General features: G+C 62.7%; 28 protein-coding genes. All 28 read right to left on the bottom strand.

Annotated features, from left to right (window positions below; genetic code table 11):
* Window positions 1–120: 120 nt before the first annotated feature.
* Window positions 121–1,119 carry a DNA-directed RNA polymerase subunit alpha gene (locus ACVOME_RS11420; RefSeq protein ID WP_004145453.1) on the bottom strand — a complete coding sequence of 333 codons (999 nt, stop codon included), beginning with the start codon at window positions 1,117–1,119 and terminating at the stop codon, window positions 121–123.
* Between the two features lie 55 nt (window positions 1,120–1,174).
* Window positions 1,175–1,804: a 30S ribosomal protein S4 gene (gene rpsD / locus ACVOME_RS11415; protein ID WP_004145446.1), complete on the bottom strand. Its 630-nt coding sequence runs from the start codon at window positions 1,802–1,804 to the stop codon at window positions 1,175–1,177.
* A gap of 15 nt (window positions 1,805–1,819) precedes the next feature.
* Complete coding sequence (gene rpsK / locus ACVOME_RS11410; RefSeq protein WP_004145443.1) at window positions 1,820–2,209, bottom strand: 30S ribosomal protein S11; 390 nt, start codon at window positions 2,207–2,209, stop codon at window positions 1,820–1,822.
* Window positions 2,210–2,220: 11 nt separating this feature from the next.
* The gene (gene rpsM / locus ACVOME_RS11405) at window positions 2,221–2,577 is read right to left on the bottom strand and encodes a 30S ribosomal protein S13 (protein WP_004154500.1); all 357 of its coding nucleotides are present in this window, start codon (window positions 2,575–2,577) and stop codon (window positions 2,221–2,223) included.
* A 347-nt stretch (window positions 2,578–2,924) separates the two neighbouring features.
* The gene (gene secY / locus ACVOME_RS11400) at window positions 2,925–4,292 is read right to left on the bottom strand and encodes a preprotein translocase subunit SecY (RefSeq protein ID WP_005415420.1); all 1,368 of its coding nucleotides are present in this window, start codon (window positions 4,290–4,292) and stop codon (window positions 2,925–2,927) included.
* Between the two features lie 7 nt (window positions 4,293–4,299).
* Window positions 4,300–4,743: a 50S ribosomal protein L15 gene (rplO, locus tag ACVOME_RS11395; RefSeq protein ID WP_053519751.1), complete on the bottom strand. Its 444-nt coding sequence runs from the start codon at window positions 4,741–4,743 to the stop codon at window positions 4,300–4,302.
* A 6-nt stretch (window positions 4,744–4,749) separates the two neighbouring features.
* A complete protein-coding gene (rpmD, locus tag ACVOME_RS11390; RefSeq protein WP_004145412.1) occupies window positions 4,750–4,941 on the bottom strand; it encodes a 50S ribosomal protein L30 in 192 nt (63 codons plus the stop codon).
* The gene (rpsE, locus tag ACVOME_RS11385) at window positions 4,934–5,476 is read right to left on the bottom strand and encodes a 30S ribosomal protein S5 (protein WP_005408213.1); all 543 of its coding nucleotides are present in this window, start codon (window positions 5,474–5,476) and stop codon (window positions 4,934–4,936) included. The genes rpmD and rpsE overlap by 8 nt, the downstream gene beginning before the upstream one ends.
* A 160-nt stretch (window positions 5,477–5,636) precedes the next feature.
* Window positions 5,637–5,990 carry a 50S ribosomal protein L18 gene (gene rplR, locus ACVOME_RS11380; protein ID WP_053519749.1) on the bottom strand — a complete coding sequence of 118 codons (354 nt, stop codon included), beginning with the start codon at window positions 5,988–5,990 and terminating at the stop codon, window positions 5,637–5,639.
* A gap of 31 nt (window positions 5,991–6,021) precedes the next feature.
* Window positions 6,022–6,546: a 50S ribosomal protein L6 gene (gene rplF / locus ACVOME_RS11375; RefSeq protein ID WP_053519748.1), complete on the bottom strand. Its 525-nt coding sequence runs from the start codon at window positions 6,544–6,546 to the stop codon at window positions 6,022–6,024.
* An 18-nt stretch (window positions 6,547–6,564) separates the two neighbouring features.
* A complete protein-coding gene (gene rpsH / locus ACVOME_RS11370; protein WP_005415417.1) occupies window positions 6,565–6,963 on the bottom strand; it encodes a 30S ribosomal protein S8 in 399 nt (132 codons plus the stop codon).
* A gap of 257 nt (window positions 6,964–7,220) precedes the next feature.
* Complete coding sequence (gene rpsN / locus ACVOME_RS11365) at window positions 7,221–7,526, bottom strand: 30S ribosomal protein S14 (RefSeq protein ID WP_053519747.1); 306 nt, start codon at window positions 7,524–7,526, stop codon at window positions 7,221–7,223.
* Between the two features lie 18 nt (window positions 7,527–7,544).
* Window positions 7,545–8,087 carry a 50S ribosomal protein L5 gene (rplE, locus tag ACVOME_RS11360; protein ID WP_053519746.1) on the bottom strand — a complete coding sequence of 181 codons (543 nt, stop codon included), beginning with the start codon at window positions 8,085–8,087 and terminating at the stop codon, window positions 7,545–7,547.
* Between the two features lie 11 nt (window positions 8,088–8,098).
* Window positions 8,099–8,416 carry a 50S ribosomal protein L24 gene (gene rplX / locus ACVOME_RS11355; protein ID WP_053519745.1) on the bottom strand — a complete coding sequence of 106 codons (318 nt, stop codon included), beginning with the start codon at window positions 8,414–8,416 and terminating at the stop codon, window positions 8,099–8,101.
* Window positions 8,417–8,432: 16 nt separating this feature from the next.
* Complete coding sequence (gene rplN / locus ACVOME_RS11350; RefSeq protein WP_010483978.1) at window positions 8,433–8,801, bottom strand: 50S ribosomal protein L14; 369 nt, start codon at window positions 8,799–8,801, stop codon at window positions 8,433–8,435.
* 12 nt (window positions 8,802–8,813) lie between these two features.
* Window positions 8,814–9,083, bottom strand: coding sequence for a 30S ribosomal protein S17 (gene rpsQ, locus ACVOME_RS11345; protein ID WP_053519744.1), 270 nt, complete (start codon window positions 9,081–9,083; stop codon window positions 8,814–8,816).
* 11 nt (window positions 9,084–9,094) lie between these two features.
* Window positions 9,095–9,280: a 50S ribosomal protein L29 gene (gene rpmC / locus ACVOME_RS11340; protein WP_004154487.1), complete on the bottom strand. Its 186-nt coding sequence runs from the start codon at window positions 9,278–9,280 to the stop codon at window positions 9,095–9,097.
* Window positions 9,280–9,693 (bottom strand): 50S ribosomal protein L16, encoded by a 414-nt coding sequence (gene rplP, locus ACVOME_RS11335; RefSeq protein WP_053519743.1) that lies wholly within the window; start codon window positions 9,691–9,693, stop codon window positions 9,280–9,282. The genes rpmC and rplP overlap by 1 nt, the downstream gene beginning before the upstream one ends.
* A 5-nt stretch (window positions 9,694–9,698) precedes the next feature.
* Window positions 9,699–10,433 carry a 30S ribosomal protein S3 gene (gene rpsC / locus ACVOME_RS11330; RefSeq protein WP_004145350.1) on the bottom strand — a complete coding sequence of 245 codons (735 nt, stop codon included), beginning with the start codon at window positions 10,431–10,433 and terminating at the stop codon, window positions 9,699–9,701.
* An 18-nt stretch (window positions 10,434–10,451) separates the two neighbouring features.
* The gene (gene rplV, locus ACVOME_RS11325; RefSeq protein ID WP_080375339.1) at window positions 10,452–10,787 is read right to left on the bottom strand and encodes a 50S ribosomal protein L22; all 336 of its coding nucleotides are present in this window, start codon (window positions 10,785–10,787) and stop codon (window positions 10,452–10,454) included.
* A gap of 12 nt (window positions 10,788–10,799) precedes the next feature.
* The gene (rpsS, locus tag ACVOME_RS11320; RefSeq protein WP_005415413.1) at window positions 10,800–11,069 is read right to left on the bottom strand and encodes a 30S ribosomal protein S19; all 270 of its coding nucleotides are present in this window, start codon (window positions 11,067–11,069) and stop codon (window positions 10,800–10,802) included.
* Between the two features lie 6 nt (window positions 11,070–11,075).
* Entirely contained in the window at window positions 11,076–11,903 is an 828-nt protein-coding gene (gene rplB, locus ACVOME_RS11315) for a 50S ribosomal protein L2 (RefSeq protein WP_065182869.1), read from the bottom strand.
* A gap of 10 nt (window positions 11,904–11,913) precedes the next feature.
* Entirely contained in the window at window positions 11,914–12,213 is a 300-nt protein-coding gene (rplW, locus tag ACVOME_RS11310) for a 50S ribosomal protein L23 (protein ID WP_004145338.1), read from the bottom strand.
* Window positions 12,210–12,815, bottom strand: coding sequence for a 50S ribosomal protein L4 (rplD, locus tag ACVOME_RS11305; RefSeq protein WP_053519740.1), 606 nt, complete (start codon window positions 12,813–12,815; stop codon window positions 12,210–12,212). Before rplD ends, rplW begins: the two co-directional genes overlap by 4 nt.
* A 12-nt stretch (window positions 12,816–12,827) precedes the next feature.
* Window positions 12,828–13,478: a 50S ribosomal protein L3 gene (gene rplC / locus ACVOME_RS11300; protein ID WP_004145336.1), complete on the bottom strand. Its 651-nt coding sequence runs from the start codon at window positions 13,476–13,478 to the stop codon at window positions 12,828–12,830.
* An 11-nt stretch (window positions 13,479–13,489) separates the two neighbouring features.
* Window positions 13,490–13,801, bottom strand: a complete 312-nt coding sequence (gene rpsJ, locus ACVOME_RS11295) for a 30S ribosomal protein S10 (protein WP_005408208.1) — start codon at window positions 13,799–13,801, stop codon at window positions 13,490–13,492.
* 333 nt (window positions 13,802–14,134) lie between these two features.
* Entirely contained in the window at window positions 14,135–15,325 is a 1,191-nt protein-coding gene (gene tuf / locus ACVOME_RS11290) for an elongation factor Tu (RefSeq protein WP_065176003.1), read from the bottom strand.
* 52 nt (window positions 15,326–15,377) lie between these two features.
* On the bottom strand, window positions 15,378–17,519 hold the full coding sequence (gene fusA / locus ACVOME_RS11285; RefSeq protein WP_049470847.1) for an elongation factor G: 2,142 nt from the start codon (window positions 17,517–17,519) through the stop codon (window positions 15,378–15,380).
* Between the last annotated feature and the right edge of the window lie 45 nt (window positions 17,520–17,564).

Here is a 17,564-nt window from a genome sequence, read left to right as displayed (position 1 = left end):
CGGATGGTCCTGGCCGCCCGTCCTGGACGACCTGCCCGCGAACCTGCGGTTCGTCATGGCATCTTGCGGTGAAGGCTCCACCGCTGACGGTGGAGCCTTCGGGTACAGCAGGAGGCTTTATCAGCCCAGCATGCCGTGGCTGGCGACGCCGGCCGGCGGCCAGTTCTCCAGCTTCATGCCAAGCGACAGGCCACGCTGGGCCAGCACTTCCTTGATCTCGGTGAGCGACTTCTTGCCCAGGTTCGGGGTCTTCAGCAGCTCCACTTCGGTCTTCTGGATCAGATCGCCGATGTAGTAGATGCTTTCAGCCTTCAGGCAGTTGGCCGAACGCACGGTCAGCTCCAGATCGTCGATCGGGCGCAGCAGCACCGGATCCACGCCGTTGTTGGCCGGCTTGGCCGCACCGCGGTCGCGGTGGGTGAAGTCACCGAACACCGACAGCTGGTCGCTGAGGATGTCGGCGGCGGTGCGCACGGCTTCCTCGGCATCGATGGTGCCGTTGGTCTCGATATCGATGACCAGCTTGTCCAGGTCGGTACGCTGTTCGACGCGGGCCGCTTCCACGGCATAGGCGACGCGGCGGACCGGCGAGAACGAGGCATCCAGGACCAGGCGGCCGATGGCACGGGTTTCTTCGTCCGGACGACGACGCGCAGCAGCCGGCTGGTAGCCGAAACCACGCTCGATCTTCAGACGCATGTTCACTGCCGTATCCTTGGTCAGGTGGCAGATCACATGGTCGCCGTTCAGAATCTCCACATTGTGGTCGACCTTGATATCGGCAGCGGTGACAACGCCCGGGCCCTGCTTGGACAGGGACAGGGTGGCGCTGTCGCCGGAGTGCATACGGATGGCCACGTCCTTCAGGTTCAGCAGGACTTCGAGCACGTCCTCCTGCAGACCTTCGACCGTGGTGTACTCATGCAACACGCCGTCGATTTCGACTTCCGTGATGGCGAAGCCCGGGATGGACGACAGCAGCACGCGACGCAGGGCGTTGCCCAGCGTATGCCCGTAACCCCGCTCCAAAGGTTCGATAACGACCTTTGCACGGGTGTCGGTAAGGCGTTCGATCTGCGGACCGCGAGGACGCAGAACCTGGTTGGCGGTAACCGTCATGTTGCGGGTTCTCCTAGTGAACCCCCGGCCGTCGCCGGGGGCTCTCCAATGTGAATTACTTCGAATACAGCTCGACGATCAGCGCTTCGTTGATGTCCGCAGGCAGATCCGAACGATCCGGAACCGCCTTGAAGATGCCGGTGAACTTGCCGGAATCCACTTCAACCCACGACGGGCTCAGGTCATGCTGTGCGGCGACGGTCAGGGCTTCCTGGACGCGCAGCTGCTTGGCAGCCTTCTCGGACAGCGCGATGGCATCGCCAGCCTTGACCTGGTACGAAGCCAGGTTGACCGACTTGCCATTCACGGTGACGCCGCGGTGCGACACCAGCTGGCGGGCAGCCGGACGGGTCACGGCGAAGCCCATGCGGTAGACGACGTTGTCCAGGCGGGTTTCCAGCAGCTGCAGCAGGTTCTCGCCGGTGTTGCCCTTCTTGGTCGAGGCCTTCTTGTAGTAGTTGCGGAACTGACGCTCCAGCAGGCCGTAGATACGCTTGACCTTCTGCTTTTCACGCAGCTGGGTGGCGTAGTCGGACAGCTTGCCCTTGCGGGCAGTGGCGCCATGCTGGCCGGGCTTCTGCTCCAGCTTGCACTTGGAGTCCAGCGCACGCGCCGGGCTCTTCAGGGACAGGTCGGCGCCTTCGCGGCGGGCGAGCTTACAGGTAGGACCGATATAACGAGCCATTTCTTATCGCTCCCTTTAGACGCGACGCTTCTTCGGCGGACGGCACCCGTTGTGCGGGATGGGCGTCACGTCGATGATGTTGGTGATCTTGTAGCCGACGTTGTTCAACGAACGCACGGCCGACTCACGGCCCGGACCCGGGCCCTTGATGCGGACTTCCAGCGACTTCACGCCGTAGTCCAGCGCAGCACGACCGGCCTTCTCGGCAGCCACCTGGGCAGCGAACGGGGTCGACTTGCGCGAACCGCGGAAGCCAGCGCCACCGGAGGTCGCCCACGACAGAGCATTGCCCTGGCGGTCGGTGATGGTGACGATGGTGTTGTTGAACGAAGCGTGGACGTGGGCAACGCCGTCAGTGACGACGCGCTTGATCTTCTTCTTGGTCTTAGCAGCGGGCTTAGCCATTTCTCAGTCCCTTACTTCTTGATCGCCTTGCGCGGACCCTTGCGGGTGCGGGCGTTGGTACGGGTGCGCTGGCCACGCAGCGGGAGGCCACGACGGTGACGCAGGCCGCGGTAGCAGCCCAGGTCCATCAGGCGCTTGATCGCGATGCCGATCTCACGGCGCAGATCGCCTTCCACGATGTACTTGCCGACTTCGGCGCGCAGGCGCTCGATTTCCGGCTCCGACAGATCGCGGATCTTGGTGGTCGAAGCGACGCCTGCGACTTCGCAGACCTTCTTCGAACGGGTACGGCCGATGCCGTAAATGCTTTGCAACCCGACCCAGACATGCTTCTGGGCTGGCAGGTTGACGCCTGCAATACGCGCCATGACGCGGTTCTCCAGCTGAGTGATGGCCGACAGCGCGCCTCGGGCACGCCAATCCGGCAGGATGGATCAAAAAAGTGAACTAGCGATACTAACAAGGTTCCGGTTTACATGGAAGCCCGTGAAACCAGAGGTTTCATGAACCCGGCCTGGGGAGTGTGCCCAGGCTCCGGCGCCGGATGGGGTTGATCCCGGGAGGTCTCCCGGGGCCGCCCGCGCTACTCCTGCGCGGGACCACCTCATCACACCCCCACCCGGAACCGCTGCGGGGGCCGCCCTTCGTTTGTGTGGCCGGAGTCCGCGAAGCGGAGGGACCATCACGTCAGGAAGACGAAAGTATAACAGGCGAATCAGCCGCGGGCAAAACCGCCGCGGTTGCCACCCTTCAGGTTGGCCTTCTTCAGCAGGCTCTCGTACTGGTGGGACATCAGGTGCGCCTGCACCTGGGCGATGAAGTCCATCACCACCACCACCACGATCAGCAGCGAGGTACCGCCGAAGTAGAACGAGGCGTTCAGCTGCGTGCGCATCAGTTCCGGCAGCAGGCAGACGATCACCAGGTAGGCCGAGCCGGCTGCGGTCAGGCGGGTCAGCACGCCGTCGATGTAGTCGGCAGTGGCCTTGCCCGGACGGATGCCCGGAATCAGCGCGCCCGACTTCTTCAGGTTGTCGGCGGTTTCCTGCGAGTTGAACACCAGCGCGGTATAGAAGAACGCGAAACCGGTGATCAGCGCAGCGAACACGATCATGTGCAGCGGCTCGCCCGGACCCAGCGCGTTGGCGACCTTCTGCAGGACCTGGCCGAAGCTGCTCTGGTTGGCCGCCTGGCCGGACCACATGGCCAGGGTGGCCGGGAAGGCCAGCAGGCTCGAGGCGAAGATCGCCGGGATGACGCCGGCCATGTTGAGCTTCAGCGGCAGGAACGAGGTCTGGTTCATGTACGCATTGCGACCGCCCTGGCGGCGCGCGTAATTGACCGTGATCCGGCGCTGGCCGCGCTCGACGAACACCACGAAGAAGGTGAAGGCGAGAACGACGATGGCGATCAGCAGCAGCTGGATGAACTGGATGTTGCCGTCGCGGTAGGCATCGAAGGTATGGATGACCGCGCCCGGCAGGCCCGCCACGATACCGGCGAAGATGATCAGCGACACGCCGTTGCCGATGCCGCGCTCGGTGACCTGCTCACCGACCCACATCAGGAACATGGTGCCGGCGGTCAGCGCGACCACGGCGGTGAGCACGAAGCCCATGCCCGGCGCGTACACGACCGGAGCGCCCGACGGCGAGACCTGGCCCTGCAGGGCCAGAGCGATCGAACCGCCCTGCACCACTGCCAGCAGCACGGCGCCGATGCGCGAGTACTGGGTGATCTTGCGGCGACCGGACTCACCTTCCTTCTGCATCGCCTTCAGGGCGGGGAAGATGTGCACGGCCAGCTGCATCACGATCGATGCCGAGATGTACGGCATCACGTTCAGCGCGAAGATGCTGAAACGGTGCAGGGCGCCGCCCGAGAACATGTTGAACATGTCCACGATGCCGCCGCCCTGCTGTTGCATCATGGCAAGCATGGCATCGGGATTGACGCCCGGCACCGGCACGTAGCAGCCGATGCGATAGACGATCAAAGCCCCGACGACGAACAGCAAACGTTGGCGAAGTTCAGTGAACTTGCCCATTCCGCCCGCGAGGTTACCGATGCCAGCTTGCGCCATGATTTTCTTACTCCGTTACGCTGCCGCCGGCAGCTTCGATCGCAGCCTTGGCACCGGCCGTGGCAGCAACACCCTTCAGGGTGAACGCCTTGGTCACTTCGCCCTTGACGACGACCTTGGCCTTCTTGGCAGTGCTCGGGACCAGCTTGGCGGCACGCAGGGCGGCGAAGTCGATCTCGCCGGCCGGCAGCTTGTCCAGCTGGTACAGCAGCACTTCAGCGGTGTCCTTGGCGATCGGCGAACGGAAGCCGATCTTCGGCAGACGACGCTGCATGGGGGTCTGGCCGCCTTCGAAGCCGGCCTTGATCTTGCCGCCACCCTTGCGGGCGAACGAACCCTTGTGGCCGCGGCCGGCAGTCTTGCCCAGGCCCGAGCCGATACCGCGACCGACGCGGGTGCGCTCGGTACGGGCGCCCGGTGCCGGGCTCAGTTCATTGAGACGCAGAGTCATGATCGATTACTCCTCAACCTTGACGAGGTAGTGAACGGTATTGATCAGGCCGCGAACCTGCGGGCTGTCCTTCAGTTCACGCACATCGTTGAGCTTGTTCAGACCCAGGGCACGCACCGACAGGCGGTGACGCGACTGAGCACCACGCAGGCCGCGCACCAGGCGCACCTTCACAGTCTTGTTGGACTCATTAGCCATGGTTGAGTTCCTCCACCTTCTTGCCGCGCTTGGCCGCGATGCGGGCCGGCGACTGCGCTGCAGACAGGCCCTTCACGGTGGCACGCACCAGGTTGATCGGGTTGCGCGAACCGGTGGCCTTGGCCAGCACGTTCTTCACGCCAACCGCTTCCAGGACGGCGCGCATGGCACCGCCGGCGATGACGCCGGTACCTTCCGAAGCCGGCTGCATGAACACGCGGGCTGCGCCATGACCATCCTTGATGGTGTGCCACAGGGTGCCGTTGTTCAGGTCAACGCTGACCAGGTTCTTGCGGGCCTGTTCCATCGACTTCTGGATGGCGACCGGCACTTCGCGGGCCTTGCCATAACCGAAACCGACCTTGCCTTCGCCGTCGCCGACCACGGTCAGGGCGGTGAAGGTGAACTGGCGACCACCCTTGACGGTCTTGCTGACGCGGTTGACCGCGACCAGCTTTTCGATCATGCCGTCGTCGATCTTCTCTTCGCGGTTACGGTCGCGATCGCGACCCCGCTGCTGACGCTCTTCTGCCATGTTGATTCCTTGGTTGTTGGGTATGTACGGCTCCGGGCCGCTTATGGTTGTGGAATGACGCGTCGTTCCGGTGGGCCACTACAGAAGAATGGCGCCGTCCAGCCTCGCTCAGGCTGGCGAGCAGGCGGACAGGGGGCCATCGGCCCCCTGCCCCGATCCCTTAGAACTGCAGGCCGGCTTCGCGGGCAGCCTCTGCCAGGGCCTTGATACGGCCGTGGTAACGGTAACCCGAACGATCGAAGGCAACCTTCTCGACGCCGGCGGCCTTGGCACGCTCAGCGACGATGCGGCCAACCTTGGCGGCGGCATCGACATTCTTGCCGCTCTTCAGGCCTTCCTTGACGTCGGTCTGGGTGGTGTTGGCGGCAGCCAGCACCTTGGAACCGTCGGCGGTGAAGACCTGGGCATACAGGTGCTGGCCGGTGCGCAGCACCGACAGGCGGGCGACGCCGAGCTCACGGATGTGGGCGCGGGTCGACTTGGCGCGACGCAGGCGGGCGATGTTCTTGTTCATGATGTTTTTCCTATGAAAGCGGAAGCGCCTATTAGGCCTTCTTGGCTTCCTTACGGATGATGACTTCGTCGGAGTACTTCACGCCCTTGCCCTTGTACGGCTCCGGCTTGCGGAACGCACGGATCTTGGCGGCAACTTCACCGACGGCCTGCTTGTCCGCGCCCTGGACCAGGATCTCGGTCTGGGTCGGGGTGGACAGCGTGATGCCTTCCGGCGCCACGAACACGACCGGGTGCGAGAAGCCCAGCGACAGGCTCAGGTCCTTGCCCTGCATGGCAGCGCGGTAACCCACGCCGACCAGCTCCAGCTTGCGCTCGAAGCCTTCGGACACGCCCTTGACCATGTTGGCCAGGATCGCACGCACGGTACCGGTCAGTGCGACCAGTTCGACGTTCTCGGTGCTCAGGGTGGCAACGCCGTTATCGACGTTGATGGCAATACCGGCCGGCTTGGCCAGCGACAGGGTGCCCTTCGGGCCCTTGGCGGTGACGCTTTCCGACTGGACGTTCAGTTCAACCTTACCCAGGTCGATCGGCTTCTTGGCTACGCGGGACATAGTTCTACTCCTTTCGCCTTAGGCCACGAAGCACAGGACTTCGCCGCCGACGCCCAGCTGGCGCGCCTGCGCATCAGTCATGATGCCCTTGGAGGTGGAAATGATGGAGATGCCCAGGCCGTTCATGACCTTCGGCAGCTCGCTCTTGCCGCGGTACTGGCGCAGGCCCGAACGCGAGAAGCGCTTCAGGGTCGCGATGACCGGCTTGCCTTCGAAATACTTCAGCACGATTTCCAGCTCGGCCTTGTTGTTCTCCAGCTGGGTAACGCGCAGGTCGGTGATGTAACCCTCGTCCTTCAGGACCTGGGCGATCGCAACCTTGATCTTGGACGACGGGGCTTTCACCGTCTGCTTGCCAACCGCGGCCGCATTCTTGATGCGGACCAGCAGGTCGGCGATGGGATCAGTCATGCTCATATGAGTACCTTTGAGTGCACCGATATCCGCTTTCGCGAAAATCTGTTGTCTCCTGGAAACGGGCCAGGTCCCTTGATGCAGCGGACCTGTGGCCCGCCCTACAACCCCGTCTGCACAGGGCAAGACGCGGGAGTATACGCCAAAAGAGCCCGACTTGCGTCGGGCTCTTCGGGTTTTTTGCGAAAGGGAGGCTGAATGCCTCCCCTCCCCGGTTCAGGAACCCCCGGGGGGGCGCCTGATCGCAGGACCGGCTGGGATTACCAGCTGGCCTTGCGCAGACCCGGGACGTCGCCACGCATGGTGGCTTCACGCAGCTTGTTGCGGCCCAGGCCGAACTTGCTGTAGACGCCACGCGGACGGCCGGACAGTTCGCAGCGGTTGCGCTGGCGGCTCGGCGACGAATCGCGCGGCAGCTTGGCCAGCTTGGCAGCAGCTTCGATCTTCTCGTCGTAGCTCGCGTCCACCGAGGACACGATCTTCTTGAGAGCAGCACGCTTCTCAGCGTACTTCTTGGCCAGCTTTTCCCGCTTGATGTCGCGGTTGACCATGGAGGTCTTTGCCATTTCGGTTTCCTCGACGGATCAGTTACGGAACGGGAACTTGAACGCTGCCAGCAGCGCCTTCGCTTCCGCGTCGGTCTTCGCAGTGGTGGTGATGGCGATATCCATACCGCGGATCGCGTCGACAGCGTCGAAGTCGATTTCCGGGAAGATGATCTGTTCCTTCACACCCATGTTGAAGTTGCCGCGACCGTCGAAGGAACGACCGGAGACACCACGGAAGTCGCGCACGCGCGGCAGCGAGATGTTGATCAGGCGATCCAGGAACTCGTACATCTTGTGGCGACGCAGCGTGGTCTTGCAGCCGATCGGCCAACCATCGCGGATCTTGAACGACGCAACCGAAATACGCGACTTGGTGACAACCGGCTTCTGGCCGGAAATCTTGGTCATGTCGCCGACGGCGTTTTCCAGGATCTTCTTATTGGTGGCCGCTTCGCCGACACCCATGTTCAGGGTGACCTTGACGAGCTTCGGCACTTCCATCGGATTGGTGTAGCCGAACTGCTTCATCAGCGCCGGCACCACTTCGTCCTTGTAGAACTTTTCGAGACGGGAAGTCATCTTCTCATTCCTCAGGCGTCGAGCGCCTCACCGCTGGAGCGGAACACACGCAGTTTGCGTCCATCCTCCAGCACCTTGAAGCCAACGCGTTCGCCCTTGCCCGAAGCCGGGTTCAGCACATTCACGTTGGAGATATGGATCGAAGCTTCACGCTCGACCACGCCGCCGGCAACGCCTGCCTGCGGGTTCGGCTTGGTGTGGCGCTTGACGATGTTCACGTTGGCGACGACCACACGGTCGCCGTCGACGCGGACGACTTCGCCCTGCTTGCCCTTGTCCTTGCCGGTGTTGACGACGACCTGGTCGCCCTTCTTGATACGGTTAGCCATGATTATCTCCTGTCGCTCACAGCACTTCGGGAGCGAGCGAGACGATCTTCATGAACTTCTCCGAACGAAGTTCACGGGTCACCGGCCCGAAGATACGGGTACCGATCGGCTCCTGCTTGTTGTTCAGCAGGACGGCAGCGTTGCCGTCGAAGCGGATCAGCGAGCCGTCGGCGCGACGCACACCCTTGCGGGTACGCACCACGACGGCGTCATACACTTCACCCTTCTTGACCTTGCCGCGCGGAATCGCATCCTTCACGGTGACCTTGATGATGTCGCCGATGCCGGCGTAACGGCGCTTGGAACCACCCAGCACCTTGAAGCACATCACCTGCTTGGCACCCGAATTGTCCGCGACGTCAAGGTAGCTCTGCATCTGGATCATGATTCAGACTCCTTATTCAGCCGCACGCGTGATGACTTCCACCACGCGCCAGTTCTTGGTCTTGGACATCGGAGCAATCTCGGTCACGCGGACGACATCGCCTTCCTTGCAGGCGTTGTCGGCATCGTGGGCGTGCAGCTTCGTCGAGCGCTTGATGTACTTGCCGTACAGTGCGTGCTTGACCTGACGCTCAACCAGGACGGTAACCGTCTTGTCCATCTTGTTGCTGACGACACGGCCTTCGACCGTGCGCAGCGTCTTGTTTTCAGTATTGTCGCTCATAGCGGCCATCCTTACTTCGTGCTGCCGAGCAGGGTCTTGACGCGAGCAATCTCGCGACGGACCCGGCGGATGTCGTGGGTCTTCGGCAGCTGGCCGGTGACCTGCTGCATACGGACAGAGAACTGTTCCTTACGCAGGTCGATCAGGTGGGCCTTGAGTTCGTCAGCCGACTTTTCACGGAGAGTTTTGATATCCATCAGCGCACCGTACGGGTCACGAAAGTGGTGGTGACCGAGAGCTTGGCGGCGGCCAGGCGGAACGCCTCGCGAGCCACTTCCTCGGAAACACCCTCGATTTCATAGATCATGCGGCCGGGCTGGATCTGGGCCACCCAGTATTCCACGTTACCCTTACCCGAACCCATTCGAACTTCGATGGGCTTCTTGGTGATGGGCTTGTCGGGGAACACGCGGATCCACATCTTGCCGCCGCGCTTGACGTAGCGGCTGATCGAGCGGCGAGCCGCTTCGATCTGACGCGCGGTCAGCTGACCGTGTGCGGTTGCCTTCAGGCCGTATTCGCCGAAGCTGACAGCGTTGGCGCTCCAGCTCAGGCCTTCGTTACGGCCCTTGTGTACCTTGCGGTACTTGGTTCGCTTGGGTTGCAACATTGTCGTTACCTCGCTTCACGGGCCGGGCGCTGACGGTCACCACGGTCGCCGCGATCGTGACGATCGTTGCGCGACGGGGTGTCGTCCTGCTTTTCCTGGCCAACCTGGGAGAAATCGAAGACCTCGCCCTTGTAGATCCAGACCTTGATGCCGATGATGCCGTAGGTCGTCTTGGCTTCAGCGAAGCCATAGTCGATGTCGGCACGCAGGGTGTGCAGCGGCACGCGGCCTTCGCGGTACCACTCCGAACGGGCGATTTCAGCACCGTTGAGGCGGCCACCCACGTTGACCTTGATGCCCAGGGCACCCAGGCGCATCGCGTTGCCCACCGAGCGCTTCATTGCGCGGCGGAACATGATGCGACGCTCCAGCTGCTGGGCGATCGACTCGGCAACGAGCTGCGCGTCCAGTTCCGGCTTGCGCACTTCGGTGACGTTGATGTGCGCCGGAACGCCCATCATCTCGCTCACTTCCTTGCGCAGCTTCTCGATGTCCTCACCACGCTTGCCGATCACCACGCCCGGACGGGCGGTGTGGATCGTCACGCGCGCGGTCTTGGCCGGACGCTCGATCAGGATCTTGCTGATGCCGGCCTGAGCCAGCTTCTTGCGCAGCATTTCGCGAACTTTCAGGTCGGCTGCCAGGTAACCAGCGAACTCGGCCTTGTTGGCGTACCACTTGGAGTTCCAGTCCTTGGAAATACCGAGACGGATACCAATCGGATGAACTTTATGACCCATGGTCTTTTCCTTATCCGCTTACTTGCCGGCGCCCACAACCACAGTGATGTGGCTGGTGCGCTTGAGGATGCGGGTACCGCGGCCTTTCGCCCGCGCCATGAAACGCTTCAGGGTCGGACCTTCATCAACCATGATGGTCTGAACCTTCAGCTCGTCGACGTCGGCGCCCTGGTTGTTCTCGGCGTTGGCAATAGCCGACTCCACCACCTTCTTGATCAGGTGGGCAGCCTTCTTGTCCGAGAACTTCAGCAGATTGACCGCACGTTCGGCCGGCAGACCGCGCACCTGGTCAGCGACCAGGCGAGCCTTCTGCGGGGAGATGCGCGCAGTGCGCAGGATGGCTTTCGCTTCCATTGTCATCTCTCCTTACTTGCCCGACTTCTTGTCACCACCGTGACCCTTGAAGGTCCGGGTGATGGCAAATTCGCCGAGCTTGTGGCCGACCATGTTCTCGTTGACGAGAACCGGGATGTGGTTCTTGCCGTTATGCACGGCAATGGTGATGCCTACCATGTCAGGCAGGATCATCGAACGGCGCGACCAAGTCTTGATCGGCTTCTTGCTGCCCGCAGCGGCCTCCACCTTCTTGACGAGGTGGTGATCGACGAACGGGCCCTTCTTGAGTGAACGTGCCATGGTCGATTAGCCCCTACGATCGCGGACGATGAACTGCTGAGTGCGCTTGTTATGGCGCGTCTTGTAACCCTTGGTCGGGACACCCCACGGGGTGACCGGATGCGGGTTACCCTGGCCGGCCTTGGCCTCACCACCACCGTGCGGGTGGTCAACCGGGTTCATGGCAGCACCACGAACGGTCGGGCGGACGCCGCGCCAGCGCTTGGCACCGGCCTTGCCCAGCTTTTCCAGGCTGTGCTCGTCGTTGCCGACTTCGCCGATGGTGGCGCAGCACTCGACCGGAACCTTACGCATTTCACCCGAGCGCAGACGCAGGGTGGCGTAGACGCCTTCACGGGCGACCAGCTGCACGGCAGCACCTGCAGCGCGGGCGATCTGAGCGCCCTTGCCCGGCTTCAGCTCGATGCAGTGGATGGTGGTACCGACCGGGATGTTGCGCAGCGGCAGGGTGTTGCCCGCCTTGATCGGGGCATCCGAACCAGCGATCACCTGATCACCGGCCTTCAGGCCCTTCGGGGCGATGATGTAGCGACGCTCGCCGTCGACGTAGCACAGCAGGGCGATATGGGCGGTGCGGTTCGGATCGTATTCGATGCGTTCCACGCGCGCCGGGATGCCCAGCTTGTTGCGCTTGAAGTCGATGATGCGGTAGTGCTGCTTGTGGCCACCACCGACGTGACGGGTGGTGATGCGGCCGTGGTGGTTACGACCACCCGAGCGGCTCTGCGACTCGACCAGCGCAGCGTGCGGAGCACCCTTGTGCAGGTCGGGCGTAACCACGCGCACGGCCGAACGGCGGCCGGGGGAAGTGGGCTTGAATTTCATCAATGGCATGGGATGTACCTCAGGCCTTGGCCGTTACATCGATCGACTGGCCATCGGCCAGGCGAACGTACGCCTTGCGCCAATCGCCGCGGCGGCCAGCACGGTTACGGAAGGACTTGTTCTTGCCCTTGACGTTGACCACGTTGACGGCTTCGACCTTGACGTCGAACAGCTGCTCAACCGCGGCCTTTACATCGGCCTTGGTGGCTTCGTTCGAAACTTCGAAGACATACTGGTTGGAGAGTTCCTGCAGGCGCGCGGTCTTTTCGGAGACACGCGGGGCACGCAGCACGCTGAAGATTTTTTCGTTGCTGTTCATGCCAGCCACTCCTCGACCTTCTTGACCGCGTCAGCGGTGATGACGACCGTGTCGGCACCGACCAGCGACACCGGGTCCAGGCCCTGCACGTCACGCACCTGCACGTACGGCAGATTGCGGGCGGACAGGTACAGGTGCTCGGAGGCTTCCTCGGTGACGATCAGCGGGCGCTTGCCCACTTCCAGGCCGGCCAGCTTGGCGATCAGACCCTTCGTGCTGGTCGCTTCGACATCGAAGGCCTCCACGATGGTCAGACGGCCCTGACGGTTCAGCTCGGACAGGATCGCGCACATGGCGGCACGGTACTGCTTACGATTGACCTTCTGCTCGAAGCTGCGCGGCTTGGCCGCGAAGGTGACACCGCCGCCGACGAAGATCGGAGCCGTCAGTGCGCCATGACGCGCGCCGCCGCCCTTCTGCTTCTTCGACTTCTTGGTGGTACCAGCCACTTCGGAGCGAGTCTTCTGTGCCTTGGTGCCGGCGCGACCGGCGTTGCGGTAAGCAACGACGACCTGGTGGACCAGATCTTCGCTGAAATCGCGACCGAACACGGCGTCGGAGACCGAGACCTTGTTGTTGCTACCCGTGATAACGAGTTCCATCGTCATCTCTCCTTATGCCTTGCTCGCCGGACGGACGATCACATCGCCACCCGCCGCGCCAGGAACGGCGCCGCGAACCGCAATCAGACCGCGCTCGACGTCGACCTTGACCACTTCCAGGTTCTGGGTGCTCTGCTGCACCGCGCCCATGTGGCCCGACATCTTCTTGCCCGGGAAAACGCGACCCGGGGTCTGGCGCTGACCCAGCGAACCCGGCGCGCGATGCGACAGCGAGTTACCGTGGGTTGCATCGCCCATACGGAAGTTGTGGCGCTTGATGGTGCCCTGGAAACCCTTACCCTTGGTGACACCCTGGACGTCGACGATCTGGCCGACTTCGAAGATGTCCGCCTTGACTTCGCCGCCGACGGCGAAATCGCCGAGCTGCGCGTCTTCAACGCGGAATTCCCACAGGCCACGACCCGCTTCCACCTTCGCCTTGGCGAAGTGGCCGGCTTCCGGCTTGTTGACCAGGGCAGCGCGACGCGCGCCGACGGTCACCTGCACGGCGCTGTAGCCGTCGGTTTCGACGGTCTTGATCTGCGCGATGCGGTTCGGGGTGGCTTCGATCAGGGTCACCGGGATGGAACGACCATCTTCGGTGAACACGCGGCTCATGCCGGCCTTGCGGCCCACGAAGCCCAACGAATACTTCTTCGTCATGGTCGTAGTCCTCAGGTCAGCTTGATCTGAACGTCGACGCCGGCAGCCAGTTCGAGCTTCATCAGCGCGTCCACGGTCTTGTCATTCGGGTCAACGATATCGAGCACGCGCTTGTGCGTGCGGGTCTCGTACTGGTCACGCGCGTCCTTGTCGACGTGCGGGGAAACGAGAACGGTGTAACGCTCGATCTTGGTCGGCAGCGGGATCGGGCCACGCACTTGCGCGCCGGTCCGCTTTGCCGTTTCAACGATCTCGCTGGCCGAACGGTCGATCAGACGATGATCGAACGCTTTCAGCCGGATCCGGATCTTTTGGTCCGCCATGGCGGTAGGTTCCTTCGTTAAAAGAGCGACAGACAAAGCCTCTGGGTTGCTTTGCCCCATGAAATTCCTGCATACGGACGGCCCGCACTCCTGCAGGCCGACAAGGTCAATCCGTAGACCTCAAAAACGTAGGCAGACCAGTCTCCCGGCCTGCCCAGACGTAGAAGCATAATGGCACGCCAGGCAGCTGTCAACAGTCTCCTGTTGACGCCGCCTGAATGGCCTTGACCCTTCCTGGTCCGGGGAACACAAGGCACATCCTGTGCCTGCTTTCCCATTTTGATACGCCCCGATGCCCTACCCAGGCAACATCGGGGCGCAGAGTCTAACAGATTACTTGATGATCTTCGAGACCACGCCGGCGCCGACGGTGCGGCCACCTTCGCGGATGGCGAAGCGCAGGCCTTCGTCCATCGCGACCGGGTTGATCAGGGTCACGGTCATCTTGACGTTGTCACCCGGCATCACCATTTCCACGCCTTCCGGCAGCTTGGCAGCGCCGGTGATATCGGTGGTGCGGAAGTAGAACTGCGGGCGGTAGCCGTTGAAGAACGGGGTGTGACGGCCGCCCTCGTCCTTCGACAGCACGTACACTTCGCCTTCGAACTCGGTGTGCGGGGTGATCGAACCCGGCTTGGCCAGAACCTGGCCGCGCTCGACGTCGTCACGCTTGGTGCCGCGCAGCAGCAGACCGGCGTTGTCGCCTGCCTGGCCCTGGTCCAGCAGCTTGCGGAACATTTCCACGCCGGTCACGGTGGTCTTCTGGGTCGGACGGATACCGACGATTTCGATTTCGTCACCAACCTTGATCACGCCGCGCTCGATACGACCGGTCACCACGGTGCCGCGGCCCGAGATCGAGAACACGTCTTCCACCGGCATCAGGAACGGCTTGTCGATCGCACGCTCCGGCTCCGGAATCCAGGTGTCCAGCGCGTCGACCAGCTTCAGGATCGCCGGCACGCCGATCTCGCTCTGGTCGCCTTCCAGCGCCAAGCGGGCCGAACCCGAGATGATCGGGGTGTCGTCGCCCGGGAACTCGTACTTGCTCAGCAGTTCGCGCACTTCCATTTCGACCAGCTCGAGCAGCTCGGCGTCGTCGACCATGTCAGCCTTGTTCAGGAACACCACGATGTACGGCACGCCGACCTGACGCGACAGCAGGATGTGCTCGCGGGTCTGCGGCATCGGGCCGTCAGCGGCCGAGCACACCAGGATCGCGCCGTCCATCTGGGCAGCACCGGTGATCATGTTCTTGACGTAGTCAGCGTGGCCCGGGCAGTCAACGTGGGCGTAGTGACGGGTCGGGGATTCGTATTCGACGTGCGCGGTCGAGATCGTGATACCACGAGCCTTTTCTTCCGGTGCGGCGTCGATGGCGTCATACGCCTTGAACTCGCCACCGAAGCGCTCGGCGCCGATCTTGGTCAGCGCGGCGGTCAGCGTGGTCTTGCCGTGGTCGACGTGACCGATGGTGCCGACGTTGACGTGCGGCTTGGTGCGCTCGAACTTACCCTTTGCCATTGTTATATACCTTGATTGTTCGTAAGTGGTTTCAAGAGAGGCTGAGCGAGGCTCAGCCCTTCTTCATGACGGCTTCGGCGATGTTGGTCGGAGCCGGCTCGTAGTGATCGAATTCCATGGTGAAGGTGGCGCGGCCCTGGGTCTGCGAACGCAGCGCAGTGGCGTAGCCGAACATTTCACCCAGCGGGATCATCGCGTTGATGATGCTGGCCGAACCGTCACCGGTGGTGTCGGAACCCTGCAGCACGCCGCGACGACGGCTGACGTCGCCCATCACGTCACCCTGGTAATCCTCCGGGGTCACGATCTCGACCTTCATGATCGGCTCCAGCAGCACCGGCTTGGCCTTGGCGAAGCCCTGCTTGAAGGCCATCGACGAAGCCAGCTTGAACGCCATTTCCGAGGAGTCGACGTCGTGGTACGAACCGAACACCAGCTTCACCTTGACGTCCACGACCGGGAAGCCAGCCAGCGGGCCGCTGGTGATGGTTTCGCGCAGGCCCTTCTCGACCGACGGAATGAATTCCTTCGGGATCACGCCGCCGGTGATGTCGTTGATGAACAGGAAGTCGTCCTTGATGGCCGGAGCCAGCTTCGGATCGGCACGGTCTTCAGCGGTGATCGGCGACAGCTCGATCACGACGTGACCGTACTGACCCTTACCACCGGACTGCTTGGCGTGCTTGTAGTCCGACTTGACGTCGGCCAGGGTGATCGTTTCGCGGTAAGCCACCTGCGGCGCACCGACGTTGGCTTCAACGTTGAACTCGCGCTTCAGGCGATCGACGATGATGTCCAGGTGCAGCTCGCCCATGCCGGAGATGATGGTCTGGCCGGATTCTTCGTCGGTCTTGACGCGGAACGACGGATCTTCCTGCGCCAGACGACCCAGGGCCAGACCCATCTTTTCCTGGTCCGACTTGGTCTTCGGCTCGACGGCCATCGAGATCACCGGCTCCGGGAACGTCATGCGCTCCAGGATGATCGGGGCGTCCACGGCGCACAGGGTGTCACCGGTGGTGGTGTCCTTCAGGCCCACGGCCGCAGCGATGTCACCCGCCAGAACTTCCTTGATTTCCTCGCGGTTGTTCGAGTGCATCTGCAGGATGCGGCCGATGCGCTCCTTCTTGCCCTTCACCGAGTTCAGCACGGTGTCACCACCGTTCAGCGTGCCCGAGTAGACGCGGAAGAAGGTCAGCGCGCCGACGAACGGGTCGGTGATGATCTTGAAGGCCAGCGACGAGAACGGCGCCTTGTCATCCGACTTGCGGGTCATCTCGACGGTATCGTCGTCGACGTCCACGCCCTTCACGTCCGGCACATCGACCGGCGACGGCAGCAGCTGGATCACGCCGTCCAGCATGGCCTGCACGCCCTTGTTCTTGAACGCCGAGCCGCAGTACATCGGCACGATCTCGGTGGCCAGGGTGCGGGTACGCAGCGCGTTGATGATTTCAGCCTCGGCCAGCTCTTCGCCGCCCAGGTACTTCTCCATCAGCTCTTCGCTGGCTTCGGCAGCGGTCTCGACCATGAACTGGCGGGCTTCTTCAGCAGCCGCCTGCAGTTCAGCCGGGATGTCGCTGTACTCGAACTTCATGCCCTGCGAGGCTTCATCCCAGTGGATGGCCTTCATCTTCAGCAGGTCGACGACGCCCTTGAAGTTGTCTTCAGCGCCGATCGGCAGCTGCATCGGCACGGCAACCGCGCCCAGCTTGGCCTTCAGCTGGCCGACGACCTTCTGGAAGTTGGCACCGGTGCGGTCCATCTTGTTGACGAACGCGATGCGCGGCACGTGGTACTTGTTGGCCTGGCGCCACACGGTTTCCGACTGCGGCTGCACGCCACCGACGGCACACAGCACGAACACCGCACCGTCGAGCACGCGCAGCGAGCGCTCCACTTCGATGGTGAAGTCGACGTGCCCGGGGGTGTCGATGATGTTGAAGCGATGCTCCGGCAGGGACTTGTCCATGCCCTTCCAGAACGCGGTGGTGGCAGCGGACTGGATCGTGATGCCACGCTCCTGCTCCTGCTCCATCCAGTCCATGGTGGCGGCGCCGTCATGCACTTCACCGATCTTGTGGCTCTTGCCGGTGTAGAACAGGATGCGCTCGGACGTGGTGGTCTTGCCGGCATCGATGTGAGCCATGATGCCGAAGTTACGGTAACGCTCGATGGGAGTGGAACGGGCCACGGGGAGCCTCTCAGATTTCTTGGATTTCGGATGGCCGAACGCCGC

It is taken from the genome of Stenotrophomonas sp. STEN008, assembly GCF_056760435.1.
The sequence above is the reverse complement of the archived record's forward strand: the minus strand, read 5'-3'. Positions and strand labels throughout refer to the sequence as shown.